Source organism: Pseudomonas sp. LBUM1660 (genome assembly GCF_059695935.1).
Genome location: NZ_CP166795.1, coordinates 1,995,480 through 2,010,776, shown reverse-complemented (window position 1 = coordinate 2,010,776; position 15,297 = coordinate 1,995,480). Strand labels below are relative to the sequence as shown.

Here is a 15,297-nt window from a genome sequence, read left to right as displayed (position 1 = left end):
AGTTCTAATAATGAAAAAAGTAATGCTCAAAACCACCATTAGCCTCGCCGTTGCCATGGCATCCACCCAGATCTTCGCAAGTGGCTTTGCCCTCAACGAACAAAGCATCAGCGGGATGGGGACAGGTTTTGCCGGGCGATCTTCTTCTGCCGACGACGCATCCACCATTGCTGGCAACCCTGCCGGCATGTCTCGCATCAAGCGCGAACAAGTGACCGGCGGTTTAGCATTCATCGACGCGCACACTGACATCAGTGACGCCAGCTCCCGTCCGAATGGCGGTACCAACAAAGGTGACATGGTCCCTTTCATGGGCGTGCCGATGGGCTACTACGTCAAGCCAATCGACGACCACTGGGCATTCGGTATCGGTGTGTACGCTCCGTTCGGCCTGGTGACCGATTACGAGAACGGCTTCGCCGGCCGTTACTTCGGCAGCAAGAGCGAAGTCAAGATCGTCACCCTGCAACCGACTGTCAGCTACGCCTTCAACGACAAGGTCTCCATCGGTTTCGGCCCGACCATCAACCGTATCGACGGCACCCTGGAATCGAATCTGTCGATTACCCAGGCCGCACCGGACGGCAAGGTCAAGATCGAAGGTGACGACACCGCACTGGGCTACAACATCGGCGTCCTGGTGCAAGCCACCGACAGCACTCGCGTCGGCCTGACCTACCACTCGAAAGTGAAGTACAAGCTCGAGGGTGACACTAAGGTCAACTACAACGTGCTCGCCGCTGTGGGCCAGAATCCAAGCCAGAAGTACGACGCCTCGCTGGACCTGACCACGCCTGAATCGGTGGATTTCTCGGTCACTCACCAGTTGGACGACCAGTGGACGCTGTACGCAGGCAGCACCTGGACTCGCTGGAGCCGCCTGAAAGAAATCACCGTCGATAACAAGGGGGTTCCGGCCATCCTGAACGGTCAGTTCGGCACCATCACCGAAGAACAGAACTGGCACGACACCTGGGCTCACGCCATCGGTGCGTCCTACCAGCTGAACAAGCAATGGGTGCTGCGTACCGGCTTGTCCATTGACCAGGCACCGACCAACAACGTCGACCGCTCCCCACGCATCCCGACGGGCGATCGCAAGATTTTCAGCGTGGGCGCCGGCTGGAGCCCGACCGACGACCTGACCATCGACGTAGCGTACTCGTACCTGCGCGAAGAGTCGGTCAAGGTCAACAACAGCAACGACCGTGGCCAGAACTACAGCGCCAAGTATGAAAACTATGCGAACGGTTTCGGTGTAGGCGCGACCTACCGCTTCTGATGATTCACGGCGTGCCTGAAACGCTCGCCACCTGAATCAAAAAAGCCCCGCTCTCTTGCACAGAGGCGGGGCTTTTTCATGGGCGTCAATCAGGGTTGCGAGGCCAGGGCTTTTTCCACCGCGGCGATGAACTCGGGATCGTCGGGCTTGGTCAGGCTGGAGAAATTGGCGATCACCTTACCTTTGCGATCGACCACGTATTTGTAGAAATTCCACTTCGGCGCGCTGGTCTGTTTGGCGAGGACCTTGAACAGGTGAGTCGCGTCTTCACCGCGTACTTTCTGCGGCTCAGTCATGGTGAACGTCACGCCATAGTTCACGTAGCAGACCTTGGCGGTCTCAGCGCCGTCCTTGGACTCCTGCTTGAAGTCATTGGACGGAACGCCGATCACCTCCAGCCCCTGATCCTTGTAACGCTGATTCAGCGCCTCAAGGCTTTTGAACTGTGGGGCAAAACCACAGAAGCTTGCGGTATTGACCACCACCAGCGGTTTACCCTCAAACCGCTGGCACAGGTCGATGGATTCCTTGGCGCGCAGCTTGGGCAACGAGCCCTGCAACAGCTCCGGGCACTCGGCTGCTTGTGCCAATCCGGTAAACGCCACCAGCAACGCGGGGACTGCAATCCAGCGCATCAGCATGTCGGTGCATCCTTGATTAATGGTCACAAACGAAGTTACTCGCCCTCGCCTGTTCCTAGCAAGCGCCCATGCCCAACTGCATCAGCGCCAACCCGCCCTGATGCCATCCCCACCAGGCCAGGGCCAGCAGCAAGGCGCCGACAGCGACTACCGCCATTCGCGGCCAGAGACGGTTCATATCGCACTCAACCGGGTTTGCAGGCGCGCTACCGGCTGCTCACGCAACGGCCAGTTGAGGGCGGCGGCCAACAAGCTCAAGAGAATCGCCACTTGCCAGATCAAGTCATAGCTCCCGGTTCGGTCATACACCACGCCACCCAACCAGCCGCCGAGGAACGAACCGAGTTGGTGGAAGAGGAAAACAATCCCACCGAGCATGGACAGGTTTCGCACGCCGAACAAGGTCGCCACTGTGCCGTTGGTCAATGGCACGGTCGACAACCACAGGAAGCCCATGGCCATGCCGAACAGGTACGCAGTGGTCGTGGTGACCGGCGCCCACAGAAACAGGGTAATCACCACCGCCCGCAACAGGTACAAACCGGTGAGCAAGCGCGGTTTGGACATGCGACCGCCGAGCCAACCTGCGGTGTACGTGCCGAAAATATTGAACAGCCCGATCAGCGCCAGCACCGTGGTGCCCACCGTGGCCGGAAGATGCTGATCCACCAGATACGCCGGCAAATGCACACCGATGAACACCACCTGGAAACCGCAGACAAAAAAACCCAACGCCAACAGCCAGAACCCCGAATGGGAGCAGGCCTCACGCAGCGCTTCGGAGAGGGTTTGCTCATGACCGAGCACGGGCAGCGGCTTGTCCTTGAGCATGCTCACCAGCGGGATGATCAGCGCCACCAGCAAACCCAGGACCAGCAATGCCGCGGACCAGCCGAGCCAGCCGATCAACCCCAGCGTACCGGGCAACATGGCGAACTGACCAAACGAGCCGGCGGCGCTGGCGATGCCCATGCCCATGCTGCGTTTCTCCGGCGGCACGGCGCGACCGACCACGCCGAGGATCACCGAGAACGATGTGCCCGACAGGCCGATGCCAATCAACAGGCCCGCACTCAGGGACAAGGTCACCGCCGAGTCGGACAAGCCCATGAACACCAGGCCCACTGCGTACAGAACACCACCGACCAGCACCACTTTCGCCGCGCCAAAGCGGTCGGCCAACGCGCCGGTGAACGGCTGCGCCAGGCCCCAGATCAGGTTCTGCAAGGCAATGGCAAAGGCAAAGGCAAACGTCTCACGCCCCCAGCCAAACTCGGCACTCATCGGTGCCAGAAACAGGCCGAAGCCGTGTCGCACGCCCAAAGACAATGCCAGGATCAGTGCACTCCCCACCAACACCCAACCGCATGTACGCCACATCGAGGTCATTCTTATTCTCCGGTAGCGGGTATATACCCGCTTAAGGTCGGAAAAACCGGCATCACGCCAGTTCGTCCAGCAGTCGCAACAAGGTTTCGCGTTTTTCGGCGCCCAGACGGTCGATCAGCCGCTGCTGCGCCGCTTCCCAGGCAGGCAAGGCCGCTGTCAGGCGATCTGCGCCCGCCTGGGTCAGCCGGACGATGCGGTTACGCATGTCCTCCCCCTCGACCAGCGCCACCAGACCTTCGCCCTCAAGCACTCGAAGATTGCGCCCCAGGGTGCTGCGGTCCAGGCCCATGGCTTCGGCCAGGGTGGAGATACTCGGTTCATTCAGACGCTGCAGATTGCATAGCAAAGAATACTGGGCAACGTTGATCCCGAAGCCGTCGAGAGCGCCGTCGTAATGCCTGCTGACGCCACGGGCGGCGCGACGCAGGTTGATGCATAAACATTGAGAGTCGAGCATGGTGCGTGTATATACCCGCGAGTGTGTTAAATCAAGTTACAGATGGGTTTGTTTAGCAAAATCAAAGGGGTCTGGCAGAGCGCATTCACGGGCCTGCTAGCGAAAAGGCCGGTACATCTTGCCCACAACCATCAAACCAGCGCCAATCCTACCAGCACCACCATCTCCAGCAATTCCAGCATGGCCCCGGCCGTATCCCCCGTCGTCCCGCCCAATCGCCGCAGCATCAGCTGTCGTAACCAGACAAACATAACCCCCGCCAGCACAAGCGCCCAAACCCCACTGAGACCTGCGATCAAAACACAGGCCAACGCACTGACCGCCAACACCCGCTTACCCGCCAAACGCGGCAGATGATCGGCCAACGCCTGCCCCAACCCGCCGGCACGCACATACGGTGTGGTCAGGAACAAACCCAGCAAGGCGCTGCGGCCAATCAGTGGAACGATGATCAGCAACATACTGTGCGGCTGCTCGATCAACGCCAGCAACGCGGCGAATTTGAGCAATAACACCAACACCAGCGTCACCACCGCAATCGGCCCGCTGCGCGGGTCCTTCATAATGGTCAGCGTGCGCTCGCGGTCGCCGAAACCACCGAGCCAGGCATCAGCGCTATCGGCCAGACCATCCAGATGCAACGCGCCGCTGAGCAATACCCAAACGGTCAGCAGCAGCGCGGCGTGAAGCAATAGCGGCGTGCCCAGCAACAGCCAGTTCAGTGCCCATAAAAGGACACCAAACAGCAGCCCGACCAGCGGATAAAACAGCAGCGACCGACCCAGTTCCTCAGGTGTGGGCATACCGGGCAGACGTATCGGCAAACTGCTGAGAAATTGCAGGGCGATCCAGAAGGGCAACATGGTCAGATCGCTTCCTTGAGGAGGACGCCTGACTCGACGCTCAACGAAAACAGCGAGCCATGGCCGACCTCGACATTCAGCAACTGCTCACGGGGCAAGCCACGTGCCTGAGCCAGCAACAAACGCATGACGCCACCATGACTGATCAGCAAGATCCGTTCACCCGCATACGCGGCGTGCAGACGCTCTATCGACGCCAGCACCCGCATCGAAAATGCTTCAACCGGCTCACCTTCCGGCGGCGTAAAGGCATACGGATCGGCCCAGAACAGCCCCAACCCCTCGGCGTCAGTCTCCATCAGCGCCGCCGCGCTCTGCCCTTCCCAGGCACCGAAGTGCAGTTCTTGCAGATCCTTGTCGAGGTGCACAGGCAGCCCCAGTTGTGCACCGAGTTCGTCAGCAAACCGCGCACAACGTTGCAACGGTGAACTGATCAACCGATCCCAGGGCCCTTGCTCGACCACCGCCGCGCGCATCTGCGCCCAGCCCTTGTCGGTCAGCGTATCGTCGAGGCTGCCGCGCAAACCGCCGCCGAGTTCGGTTTCCCCGTGGCGCAGAAGATCCAGTCGCAACGTCATTCCGGACGATCCGCCACCGCCGCTTCGGCGAAGGTTGCCATCTGCCCGTGAAGATCGCAGGCCAGACGCAGCAACGGCACGGCCAACGCGGCGCCACTGCCCTCGCCCAGACGCAGCCCCAGATCCAGCAGCGGCTCGGCATTGAGGGTTTCCAGCACATGACGATGACCCGGCTCGGCACCGCGATGGCCGAACAACAGCCACTCACGGCAGTCAGGGTTCAAGCGCACCGCCACCAACGCGGCGACGCTGCAGATAAAGCCGTCCACCAGCACCGCAACGCCTTCCTGGGCGCACGCCAGATACGCGCCGACCAGCGCCGCAATCTCAAAACCGCCGAGGTTGAACAGGGTTTGCAACGCATCACCCCGCTGAGCACCGTGTAATGCCAGGGCACGTTCGATGACCCGGGCTTTGTGGCTGACCCCCGCCGCGTTCAAACCGGTGCCCGGCCCGGCCAGATGCACCACCGGGCAGTCGAGTAAGGCACAGGCCAGCGCGCTGGCCGCCGTGGTGTTGCCGATGCCCATCTCGCCGCCGATAAACAACTGCGCACCTTTGGCGACCGCACGTTGCACGCTGTCGCGGCCAGCCTGCAAGGCGAGTTCACCCTGGGCAGCCGTCATGGCCGGGCCTTCGACGAAATTGGCGGTGCCTGCGCTGATGTTGAGGTGTCGCACCCCCGGCAGGTTCAGCGTCGGCGTCACCGTGCCGAGGTCGACCACTTCAAGGGAAGCCCCGAGCTGGCGCGCCAACACACTGATTGCCGCGCCACCGCTGACAAAGTTATGCAGCATCTGCCCGGTGACTTCCTGAGGGAACGCCGACACGCCTTCTGCAACCACACCATGGTCGCCGGCAAAAATGGCGATCCACAGCTGATCAAGACTTGGCTTGACCTGCCCTTGCAGCCCCGCCAATTGCACGGCCACCGATTCCAGTCGGCCGAGGGAGCCGGCGGGTTTGGTCAATTGCTGTTGACGTGCCTGCGCCTGTTCGACGGCTTGCGCGTCGATCGATTTGCACGGGTTCAGCCACCAGGATTGAGTCATAAAGCAGTTCCTTTCAAAGTCAGGGGCAGGCCGGCGACAGTCAGGACGACACGTTGGCAGCGCTCGGCCAGGGCTTGATGCAGCCAACCGGCTTCATCGACATAGCGGCGAGTCAATTCGCCCAGCGGCACGACACCCATTCCGGTTTCGTTGCTGACAAAAATGATTTCACCCGGCAATGACGCCAGGCAGTCCAGCAAGGCTTCGCGTTCTGCATTCAGACGTTCGGCATCGTCGAGCATCAGCAAATTGGTCATCCACAGGGTCAGGCAATCCACCAGCAGACAACGCTCGGCGCGGGCGCTTTCGCGCAATACGCGGGCGAGTTCGATCGGTTCTTCGATCAACGCCCATTCGGCCGGACGACGGGCCCGATGGTGGGCGACCCGTTCGTTCATTTCACCGTCCAGCGGTTGGCTGGTGGCGATGTAAGTCACCTGGAGTTGACTGTCTAACGCAAGTTTTTCAGCCAGTCGGCTTTTGCCGGAGCGGGCGCCGCCGAGGATCAGTTGCAGCATGGTTCATTCCTTAAATATGCGGTGTAGCTGCTGGCCTCTTCGCGGGCAAGCCTCGCTCCTACGGATCTGAGCCGCTCTTGACCTTGTAGGAGCGAGGCTTGCCCGCGAAGGCGTCCCCTCAAAAACCGCAGAGTTCACGCAGCAATCGGGTATCCAAATGCTTTTCCACCAGATCCGCCAACCGCTCGATATCCCGCTCGCGCAACCCGTGGTAATCCACTTCCTGCACATCCTGCAAACCCGCCCAGCGCAGCAGCGCACTGCACGCTGCCGGGGATTCAAACAGGCCGTGCAGGTAGGTGCCGAAAATCTGCCCGTCAGCACTTTGCGCGCCATCGCAGCGACCATCGTCTAACTGCACTGCGGCGTTTTCCAGCGCTGGCCCGGTGGTCACCCCGGCATGGATTTCATAGCCACTGACCTGCGCATCCTCCAGCCCCAGACGACCGCGCACATTGCGCAATTGCTTCTCTTCTTCGAGCTGTGTTTCGAACGCCAGCAGGCCCAGACCGGGACTGGAACCCGGCGCGCCTTCGAGGCCCAGCGGATCGTGCACCTGCTCACCGAGCATTTGCAGACCGCCGCAAATCCCCAGCAATTTGCCGCCATAGCGCAGATGACGACTGATGGCCGTGTCCCAGCCATTGGCCCGCAGGTACGCAAGATCACTGCGCACACTTTTCGAGCCGGGAAGAATGATCAGATCAGCCGGCGGGATCGCCTGGCCGGGGCCGATGAATTGCAGGTCCACTTGCGGATGCAGGCGCAGCGGATCGAAATCGGTGTGGTTGCTGATGCGCGGCAGTACCGGCACCACCACGTTGAGCACGCGCTCAGCCTTGTCGGTCTGGCGCTGATCGATGCCGTCCTCGGCTTCCAGGTGCAAATCCATGACATAGGGCAGCACGCCGATCACCGGTTTGCCGGTGCGCGCTTCGAGCCAATCGAGGCCGGGTTGCAACAAGGCGATGTCGCCGCGAAAACGGTTGATGATGAAGCCTTTGACCCGCGCCTGCTCGGTCGGCGACAGCAGTTCCAGCGTGCCCACCAGATGCGCAAAAACCCCGCCGCGATTGATGTCGGCGATTAACACCACCGGACAATCCACCGCCTCGGCAAAGCCCATGTTGGCGATGTCGCCGGCACGCAGATTGATCTCGGCCGGCGAGCCTGCACCTTCAACCATCACCACCGGATACGCCGCACTCAATCGTTCATGGGAAGCCAGCACGGCTTGCATGGCGATGGTTTTGTAGTCGTGATAGGCGACCGCGTTCATCGTCGTGACCGCGCGACCATGGATGATGACCTGGGCGCCGGTGTCGCTGTTGGGTTTGAGCAGCACCGGATTCATGTCGGTGTGCGGCTCAAGGTTGGCCGCCTGGGCCTGCACCGCTTGGGCGCGGCCGATCTCGCCACCGTCAGAGGTCACGGCACTGTTAAGCGCCATGTTCTGCGGTTTGAACGGCACGACGCGCACGCCCTGACGCGTGACCCAGCGACACAACGCCGTCACCAGCGTGCTTTTACCGGCGTCGGATGTGGTGCCTTGCACCATCAACGTAGTCATCGGGTGTCCTTGACGAAAGATTGAAGCGCCAGTTCGAGGCGCTGCCAATCGGCTTCAACCGCCGGCAAGCCGAAACGCACGCTGCTGTTGTGGGCGAACAACCGCAGCAGGATGCCGCGCCTCGCCATGAACTCGTGAAGCGCTTCGGCATGCTCGGTGATCAGCCATTGGAACAAGGCGCAGCCACCCTGCGGCGGGAAGCCATGCTGACCGAGCAAAAGCGCCAGGCGTGCGCTGGCCTCCTCGCTGCGCACGCGCTGCCTTGCGTGGCCTTCGGTGTCCAGCAAACAGGCTTGGCCCAACACGCGTGTCGGTCCACTGACAGCCCAGGGCCCCACCTGCTCGGCGAGCAGTTTGAGCAGCCTGCGCTCTGCCAGCACAAAGCCCAATCGCACACCGGCCAGGCCAAAAAACTTGCCGAAGGAACGCAGCACGATCAGGCCGACCTGATGGGCAAACGGCGCGAGGCTCAGCGTCGGCGTGTTGTCCATGAACGCTTCGTCCACCACCAGCCAGCCACCGCGCGAGGCCAGTCGGGCGTGCCAGTCGAGCAGGCGACTCGGGGGCAGGCTCAGGCCCGTCGGGTTGTTCGGGTTGACCACCACCAGCACGTCGAGGCTGTCGATATAGAAGTCGACTTCCTGCTCCAGCACCTCGCGCACGATGTAACCATTGCTGCGCCATGCGTGCGCGTGTTCGGCGTAACACGGCGACAGCACGCCGACCTTACCGGCCCGACGCAAACGCGGCAGCAACTGGATGGCCATTTGCGAACCGGCCACCGGCAGCACCTGTCCGGTGCCGTAATAATCGCAAGCGGCCTGCTCCAGACCGTCATCGGTTTCCGGCAAGCGCGCCCAGGCGCGCGACGGAATGTCCGGGATCGGGAATGGCCACGGCGCGAGGCCGCTGGACAGGTCCAGCCAGTCAGCTTCGGCAATGCCGTATTCGAGCGCTGCCTTGCGCAAGCGACCACCGTGCTCAAGCATAGAATTCAGCTCCCACGCAGAGAATCAGCAGCCATAACCATACCCCGCGCTGAACCAATTGCCAGCCACGGTCGATGGAATCGGCATCCGCCGGCACGCCTTCGCCCAGTTGCGGACGCTGATGCAGTTCACCGTGATAGATCGCCGCCCCGCCCAATTCGACGCCGAGCGCACCGGCACCGGCCGCCATCACGGGCCCGGCGTTGGGGCTGTCCCAGGTCGGGCCCTGGGTGCGCCAGCATTTCAAGGCCAGCCGGGTTTTGCCCAGCAGCGCGTAGGTCAACGCCACCAGGCGTGCAGGAATATAGTTGAGGACATCGTCGATCTTCGCCGCCGCCCAACCGAAACGTTCGAAGCGTTCGTTGCGGTAACCCCACATGGCATCGAGGGTGTTACTCAAGCGATAGAGCACCACGCCGGGCGCGCCGGCCACGGCAAACCAGAACAGCGCAGCGAATACCGCGTCACTGCCGTTCTCCAGAACAGATTCAGTGGCGGCGCGGGCGACTTCGGTTTTATCCAGTTCGCTGGTCTGACGGCTGACCAAATAACCCACGCGCTTGCGGGCTTCGTCCAAATCATCACTGCGCAAAGCCTTGGCCACCGGTTCGACGTGCTCACCGAGGCTACGCATGCCGAGGGCGCAATAGAGCGCGAGAATCTCGACAATCCAGCCCACATACGGCGCCCAGGAAAACGCCGTGGCCAGCAACGTCAGCGGCACGACCGCGATCACCCACGCGGTGACGCCATGGCTGCGCCAGCCACGCCCCTCACCGTTGAAACGTTGCTCGATGCGGTCGGCAAAACGGCCGAACGCCACCAGCGGATGCCAGCGTTTGGGCTCACCCAGCAGCGCGTCCAGCGCAACCGCGGCGACACTCAATAACGCCACACTCATTGACTCACTCCCCAATAATTTTCATACAGCAACTCACTGAGCGGACGCGCCTGCGCCCACCCTTCGAGTACCAGCATCGGCGCCGGATAGAATTCCTTGACCGGGCCGAGGCAAAGAACCGCCAACGGCTTGGCCCCGGGTGGCAAACCCAGCAGGTCCGCCAGCGCTTGCGGCTCGAACAGCGACACCCAGCCCATGCCCAGACCTTCAGCGCGGGAGGCCAGCCAGAGGTTCTGGATCGCGCAGGACAACGAGGCCATGTCCATTTCCGGCAAGGTGCGACGACCGAAGATGTGGCGCTCGCGATCGTCCATCAGCGCGGCGACCAGCACCTCGGCGCAGTCGTTGATGCCTTCGACCTTGAGCTTCATGAATTCGTCGGTGCGCTCGCCGAGTGCTTCGGCGGTGCGGATGCGTTCTTCTTCCACCAGCTGCTGGATCTTGCTGCGCAGGGCCTGGTCGCTGATGCGGATGAAGCGCCAGGGCTGCATCAGGCCGACGCTCGGCGCTTGGTGGGCGGCTTCGAGCAGGCGTCGTAGCAACTCAGGCTCGACAGTGCCGCCGCTGAAGTGGCGCATGTCGCGACGTTCGGCGATGGCCCGGTAGACCGCTTCGCGTTCGGCTTCGGAGAATGCGTTGTCGGTCATGGCCTGCTCGCGAAGACTGCATCAAAGTCCGGCGCAAAAAGAGCGGCAACCGCCGAAGGATTGGACGGAAAATAAAAATGCACATAAGAGGCCGTCATCCGCCCCGCACGATAAACCGCCTCCGCCCCCCGTCCGCCGTTCGGACTGAGTCCACGGGCAATCGGCTCAAGTTCGGTGCTGGTCAACGAATGGTGATAGGTGTGGCCACGCAACGCACCTTCCGGCAACTCAACCGCTTGCAAAGCCAACGCGGCCAGACGCTTTTGCATCACCGCATCACCTTTGAGCAAGCCAACCAATTCAGCGCGAGTACCTTCGACATCGGTCAGCGAATCGAGCAGGTACAACATCCCGCCACACTCGGCCAGCAACGGTTTGCCAGCGGCATGATGGGCGCGGATCGCGTCGAGCATCGAGGTGTTCTGTGACAGCGCCACATGGTGCAGTTCCGGATAACCGCCCGGCAGATAAAGGCTGTCCGCCTCTGGCAAATCAGCATCGCGGATCGGCGAGAAGAACAGCAACTCGGCGCCCATGGCCCGCAGCAAATCGAGGCTCGCGCCGTAGGTGAAGGCGAACGCTTCATCACGGGCCACGGCAATTCGGATGCCTTTAAGCAAAGGCTCGGCGGCGATCACATCGGGCCCGGCGAATTCCACCGCGGGCGGCAGCGCCACATCGCAACTGCTGGCCAGCGATTCGGCCGCCGCATCAAGGCGCACGTCGAGATCGTTCAACTCGCTGGCCTGAACCAGACCGAGATGCCGACTCGGCAATTCGATCCCGGTTTCCCGCGACAAGGCGCCGTACCAGCGCAAGCCTTCAGTCAGGCTGCCTTCGAGCAATTGCGCATGACGCAGCGTGCCCACGCGGTTGGCCAATACACCGGCAAACGGCAAGTCCGGCTGATACTTCGCCAGCCCCAGCGCCAGCGCACCGAAGGTCTGCGCCATCGCCGTGCCGTCAATCACCCCGAGCACCGGCACACCGAAATGCCGCGCCAGGTCGGCGCTGGACGGCGTGCCGTCGAACAGCCCCATGACGCCTTCAATGAGGATCAGGTCGGCGTCCCCGGCCGCCTCCCACAACAGCCGACGGCTTTCCTGCTCGCCGACCATCCACATGTCCAGTTGATACACCGGCGCACCGCTGGCGCGCTCGAGAATCATCGGATCGAGAAAGTCCGGGCCGCATTTGAACACGCGCACCTTGCGCCCCTGATTGCGGTGCAAACGGGCCAGCGCGGCGGTGACAGTGGTCTTGCCCTGACCGGAGGCCGGCGCGGCAATCAATACCGCCGGGCATTGACGATGGCTACTCATAAAGTGCAGCTCACAACTCGACGCCTTTTTGCGCTTTGATCCCGGCCTGGAACGCGTGCTTGATCACGCCCATTTCGGTGACCGTGTCGGCCAGTTCGATCATCTCTGGCTTGGCGCCGCGACCGGTGACCACCACGTGTTGCATCGGTGGACGCGCCTGCAAGTCGGTGAGCACCTGATCGAGGTCGAGGTAACCGTGCTTGAGGGCAATATTCAACTCATCCAGCACCACCAGACCAATCGACGGGTCACGCAACAACTCACGCGACACAGCCCACGCGGCTTCAGCGGCGGCGATGTCACGCTGGCGGTCCTGGGTTTCCCAGGTGAAGCCCTCGCCCATCACATGAAAACGCACCTGCTCCGGGAAGCGGCGGAAGAACAGCTCTTCGCCGGTGCTGTTACGGCCCTTGATGAACTGCACCACGCCGCACTGCATGCCGTGGCCCATGGACCGGGCGAGCATGCCGAAGGCCGAGCTGCTCTTGCCTTTGCCGTTGCCGGTCAGCACCAGCAGCAGGCCGCACTCATTCGGCGAGTTGGCGATGCGTTCGTCGATCACGGCTTTTTTGCGCTGCATGCGCGCCAAGTGGCGTTCGTCACGATCAGGGGAATCAGTCATGGGGAGCTCTCCGTTGAGGCTGGATAACGGCGGGCAGGCACAAGAATAGACGGCAAGAAGCCTGGCATCGCCCACCGTGATGCCGTTGAATGAATCAGGCCGGTCTCCGGGCTCATGAGCGGCTCGCGCCGGACTGCGCGCCTTCCCATGTCGACAGTCGACACAGTGGCTCAAGACGCAGTCTTTACTCATTTACCGTTGCGGGGGCAGCGCCGGGATCGTGACGTTTCGTCGCTTGGTGATAGTCACTCACCGGCTTCCCTGTTTCACTCTGTCGGCCACCGCCACAGAGCACCTGAAACAAGCCGCGAAGGTTAGAGGGTTGGGGGTGGAGCGTCAATTGAAGACAAAGCGCGAGCGCTCGATATACTGCTGCCCATCAATTACGTGACGTCAATCTTGCACCACACCGTCAGCAGTGATATCAAAGCGCCATAAAACCCAACAACACAATTACAAGGGTGAGCAACATGCAAGGCATGATCATCAGCAATCCGAAGCTGGAATTCCTGCGACCGGTGCTGGAACGCTGGTTTGACTGTATCGACCGCTTTAACGCTGTGCGCGGCGATAACGACACACCTTATTGGTACGACGAAAAAGCCAACCTCGGCCTGCTCTCTGCAGCAGCCTGGATGGCGGAAATGGTCACACTGCAACAAACACCGACGCGCAAACAGAATGAAGAAGGGGAACGCAACGGCCGCGCCGATCTGTATATCGCCACCCCCGAACAACGCGCCTACCTTCAGACTACTCAACGCTGGCCGCGGGTCAATAGCCTGAACCTGACTCAAGCGCTGCAGGACATCACCAGCAACGCCAAGCGCATCAGCTACGCCAGCGACCTGAGACTCGGCTGCCTGTTCGTTGCGCCTCAAAAGGCACAGCAGAGCGCGACACCGGAAGAACTCCAGGACATGGTCGACGACCTGCAAAAGGAACACAGCTGCGCCGTGGCCTGGTATTTCCCATACGCCTACCGCAAGTTGCGCAACGAAGCGGGCAACTATCACCCCGGCATCGCCGTGCTGCTCAAGGAAGCCCGCGGCTGACTGGTTGAACCATCGCGTGCTTAAGCTTCTCTATGATTAAGACAATGCACTCATAGGGAAGTCCAGCATGCACAAGCCCCAGCTCGTTCTCGTCATCGCGCTCGCCGGAGGGCTCGCCGCTTGTGGTGAAACCTCCAGCCTGCAAGTCTCCGACGGCACCGGCCCGTCACCCAAACTGCCCGAACCGAACAAGACCCTGATCCCGACGGTGAACATCGCCCCGGCGATCGGCTGGCCGGATGGCGCGAAACCCACCGCTGCGGCGGGCACTCAAGTGGCGGCATTTGCCGAAGGGCTCGATCACCCGCGCTGGCTCTACGTGCTGCCCAACGGCGATGTGCTGGTAGCCGAAACCAACGCGCCACCGAAACCCGATGACGGCAAAGGCGTTAAAGGCTGGGTCATGAAGAAAGTCATGGGCCGTGCCGGCGCCGCCGTTCCCAGCCCGAATCGCATCACGCTGCTGCGGGACAAGGACCACGACGGCATCGCCGAAACCCGCACGGTGTTCCTGGAAAACCTCAATTCGCCCTTCGGCATGACCCTGGTCGGCAATGACCTGTACGTCGCCGACACCGACCGCTTGCTGCGCTTTCACTATGAAAATGGCGACACCGCGATCAAGTCGCAGCCGATCAAGGTGGTCGACCTGCCGGGTGGCACGCTGAATCACCACTGGACCAAAAACGTCATCGCCAGCAAGGACGGCAGCAAGCTGTACGTCACAGTCGGCTCCAACAGCAATGTCGGAGAAAACGGCCTTGATCAGGAGGAAGGTCGCGCGGCGATCTGGGAAGTGGATCGCGCCACCGGCAATCACCGGATCTTCGCTTCGGGGATTCGTAATCCAAACGGCATGGCCTGGGAACCTCAGACCGGCGCCCTGTGGACGGCGGTCAATGAGCGGGACGAAATCGGTAGCGATCTGGTGCCGGACTACATCACTTCAGTGAAGGACGGCGGGTTCTACGGCTGGCCCTTCAGCTACTATGGCCAGCACGTCGATATTCGCGTCGAGCCGCAGAACCCTGACTTGGTGGCCAAGGCCATTGCGCCGGATTATGCGGTCGGCCCACATACCGCATCGCTGGGCCTGTCGTTTGCCGAGGGCAACACACTTCCAGCGCAATTCAAGGAAGGCGCCTTCATCGGCCAGCACGGCTCATGGAACCGCAAGCCGCACAGTGGTTATAAAGTGATTTTTGTTCCGTTCGCCGGAGGCAAACCGACCGGGCAGCCGGTGGATGTGCTGACAGGCTTCCTCAACGAGGATGAGAAAGCCATGGGCCGGCCTGTGGGCGTGGTGATTGATCAGCAGGGCGGCTTGCTGGTGGCCGATGATGTGGGGAACAAGGTGTGGCGCGTTTCGACCGCTAAATAGCAGCCCTGTAGGAGCGAGGCTTGCCCGCGA

At 61.7% G+C, this 15,297-nt stretch carries 17 protein-coding genes and 1 riboswitch; of the genes, 3 read left to right on the top strand and 14 right to left on the bottom strand.

Translation table 11 applies throughout. From position 1 onward, the window contains the following. Window positions 1-10 precede the first annotated feature (10 nt). Window positions 11-1,282: an OmpP1/FadL family transporter gene (locus tag ACA068_RS09465; RefSeq protein WP_497309340.1), complete on the top strand. Its 1,272-nt coding sequence runs from the start codon at window positions 11-13 to the stop codon at window positions 1,280-1,282. Window positions 1,283-1,371: 89 nt separating this feature from the next. On the opposite strand, the gene ACA068_RS09460 is transcribed toward ACA068_RS09465, so the two are convergent. The 14 genes from ACA068_RS09460 to cobO form a co-directional block, all read right to left on the bottom strand. After that, window positions 1,372-1,923: a glutathione peroxidase gene (locus ACA068_RS09460; protein WP_497309338.1), complete on the bottom strand. Its 552-nt coding sequence runs from the start codon at window positions 1,921-1,923 to the stop codon at window positions 1,372-1,374. Window positions 1,924-1,978: 55 nt separating this feature from the next. Continuing rightward, on the bottom strand, window positions 1,979-2,101 hold the full coding sequence (locus tag ACA068_RS09455) for a hypothetical protein (RefSeq protein ID WP_497309336.1): 123 nt from the start codon (window positions 2,099-2,101) through the stop codon (window positions 1,979-1,981). Further along, on the bottom strand, window positions 2,098-3,312 hold the full coding sequence (locus ACA068_RS09450) for an MFS transporter (RefSeq protein WP_497309335.1): 1,215 nt from the start codon (window positions 3,310-3,312) through the stop codon (window positions 2,098-2,100). The genes ACA068_RS09455 and ACA068_RS09450 overlap by 4 nt, the downstream gene beginning before the upstream one ends. 52 nt (window positions 3,313-3,364) lie before the next feature. Next, on the bottom strand, window positions 3,365-3,769 hold the full coding sequence (locus tag ACA068_RS09445; protein ID WP_497309334.1) for a MarR family winged helix-turn-helix transcriptional regulator: 405 nt from the start codon (window positions 3,767-3,769) through the stop codon (window positions 3,365-3,367). 131 nt (window positions 3,770-3,900) lie between these two features. Then, window positions 3,901-4,632, bottom strand: a complete 732-nt coding sequence (locus ACA068_RS09440) for an adenosylcobinamide-GDP ribazoletransferase (RefSeq protein WP_497309332.1) — start codon at window positions 4,630-4,632, stop codon at window positions 3,901-3,903. A 2-nt stretch (window positions 4,633-4,634) separates the two neighbouring features. Further along, the gene (cobC, locus tag ACA068_RS09435; RefSeq protein WP_497309330.1) at window positions 4,635-5,210 is read right to left on the bottom strand and encodes an alpha-ribazole phosphatase family protein; all 576 of its coding nucleotides are present in this window, start codon (window positions 5,208-5,210) and stop codon (window positions 4,635-4,637) included. Next, entirely contained in the window at window positions 5,207-6,262 is a 1,056-nt protein-coding gene (gene cobT, locus ACA068_RS09430; protein WP_497309328.1) for a nicotinate-nucleotide--dimethylbenzimidazole phosphoribosyltransferase, read from the bottom strand. Before cobT ends, cobC begins: the two co-directional genes overlap by 4 nt. Continuing rightward, window positions 6,259-6,780 (bottom strand): bifunctional adenosylcobinamide kinase/adenosylcobinamide-phosphate guanylyltransferase, encoded by a 522-nt coding sequence (gene cobU, locus ACA068_RS09425; RefSeq protein WP_497309327.1) that lies wholly within the window; start codon window positions 6,778-6,780, stop codon window positions 6,259-6,261. Before cobU ends, cobT begins: the two co-directional genes overlap by 4 nt. Window positions 6,781-6,898: 118 nt before the next feature. Then, window positions 6,899-8,350, bottom strand: coding sequence for a cobyric acid synthase (locus ACA068_RS09420; RefSeq protein ID WP_497309325.1), 1,452 nt, complete (start codon window positions 8,348-8,350; stop codon window positions 6,899-6,901). Continuing rightward, window positions 8,347-9,339 carry a threonine-phosphate decarboxylase CobD gene (gene cobD, locus ACA068_RS09415; protein ID WP_497309323.1) on the bottom strand — a complete coding sequence of 331 codons (993 nt, stop codon included), beginning with the start codon at window positions 9,337-9,339 and terminating at the stop codon, window positions 8,347-8,349. The genes ACA068_RS09420 and cobD overlap by 4 nt, the downstream gene beginning before the upstream one ends. Then, window positions 9,332-10,240 carry an adenosylcobinamide-phosphate synthase CbiB gene (gene cbiB, locus ACA068_RS09410; RefSeq protein ID WP_497309321.1) on the bottom strand — a complete coding sequence of 303 codons (909 nt, stop codon included), beginning with the start codon at window positions 10,238-10,240 and terminating at the stop codon, window positions 9,332-9,334. The genes cobD and cbiB overlap by 8 nt, the downstream gene beginning before the upstream one ends. Then, window positions 10,237-10,887, bottom strand: a complete 651-nt coding sequence (gene bluB, locus ACA068_RS09405) for a 5,6-dimethylbenzimidazole synthase (RefSeq protein ID WP_497309319.1) — start codon at window positions 10,885-10,887, stop codon at window positions 10,237-10,239. The genes cbiB and bluB overlap by 4 nt, the downstream gene beginning before the upstream one ends. Continuing rightward, window positions 10,884-12,209, bottom strand: a complete 1,326-nt coding sequence (locus ACA068_RS09400) for a cobyrinic acid a,c-diamide synthase CobB (protein WP_497309318.1) — start codon at window positions 12,207-12,209, stop codon at window positions 10,884-10,886. Before ACA068_RS09400 ends, bluB begins: the two co-directional genes overlap by 4 nt. A 10-nt stretch (window positions 12,210-12,219) precedes the next feature. Next, a complete protein-coding gene (gene cobO / locus ACA068_RS09395) occupies window positions 12,220-12,831 on the bottom strand; it encodes a cob(I)yrinic acid a,c-diamide adenosyltransferase (protein WP_090181682.1) in 612 nt (203 codons plus the stop codon). A gap of 80 nt (window positions 12,832-12,911) precedes the next feature. Further along, a riboswitch (cobalamin riboswitch) is annotated at window positions 12,912-13,145 on the bottom strand. Between the two features lie 156 nt (window positions 13,146-13,301). Here cobO and ACA068_RS09390 point away from each other — a divergent pair. Then, a complete protein-coding gene (locus ACA068_RS09390) occupies window positions 13,302-13,886 on the top strand; it encodes a hypothetical protein (protein ID WP_497309316.1) in 585 nt (194 codons plus the stop codon). A gap of 67 nt (window positions 13,887-13,953) precedes the next feature. Beyond that, window positions 13,954-15,267: a PQQ-dependent sugar dehydrogenase gene (locus ACA068_RS09385; protein ID WP_497309315.1), complete on the top strand. Its 1,314-nt coding sequence runs from the start codon at window positions 13,954-13,956 to the stop codon at window positions 15,265-15,267. Window positions 15,268-15,297 lie beyond the last annotated feature (30 nt).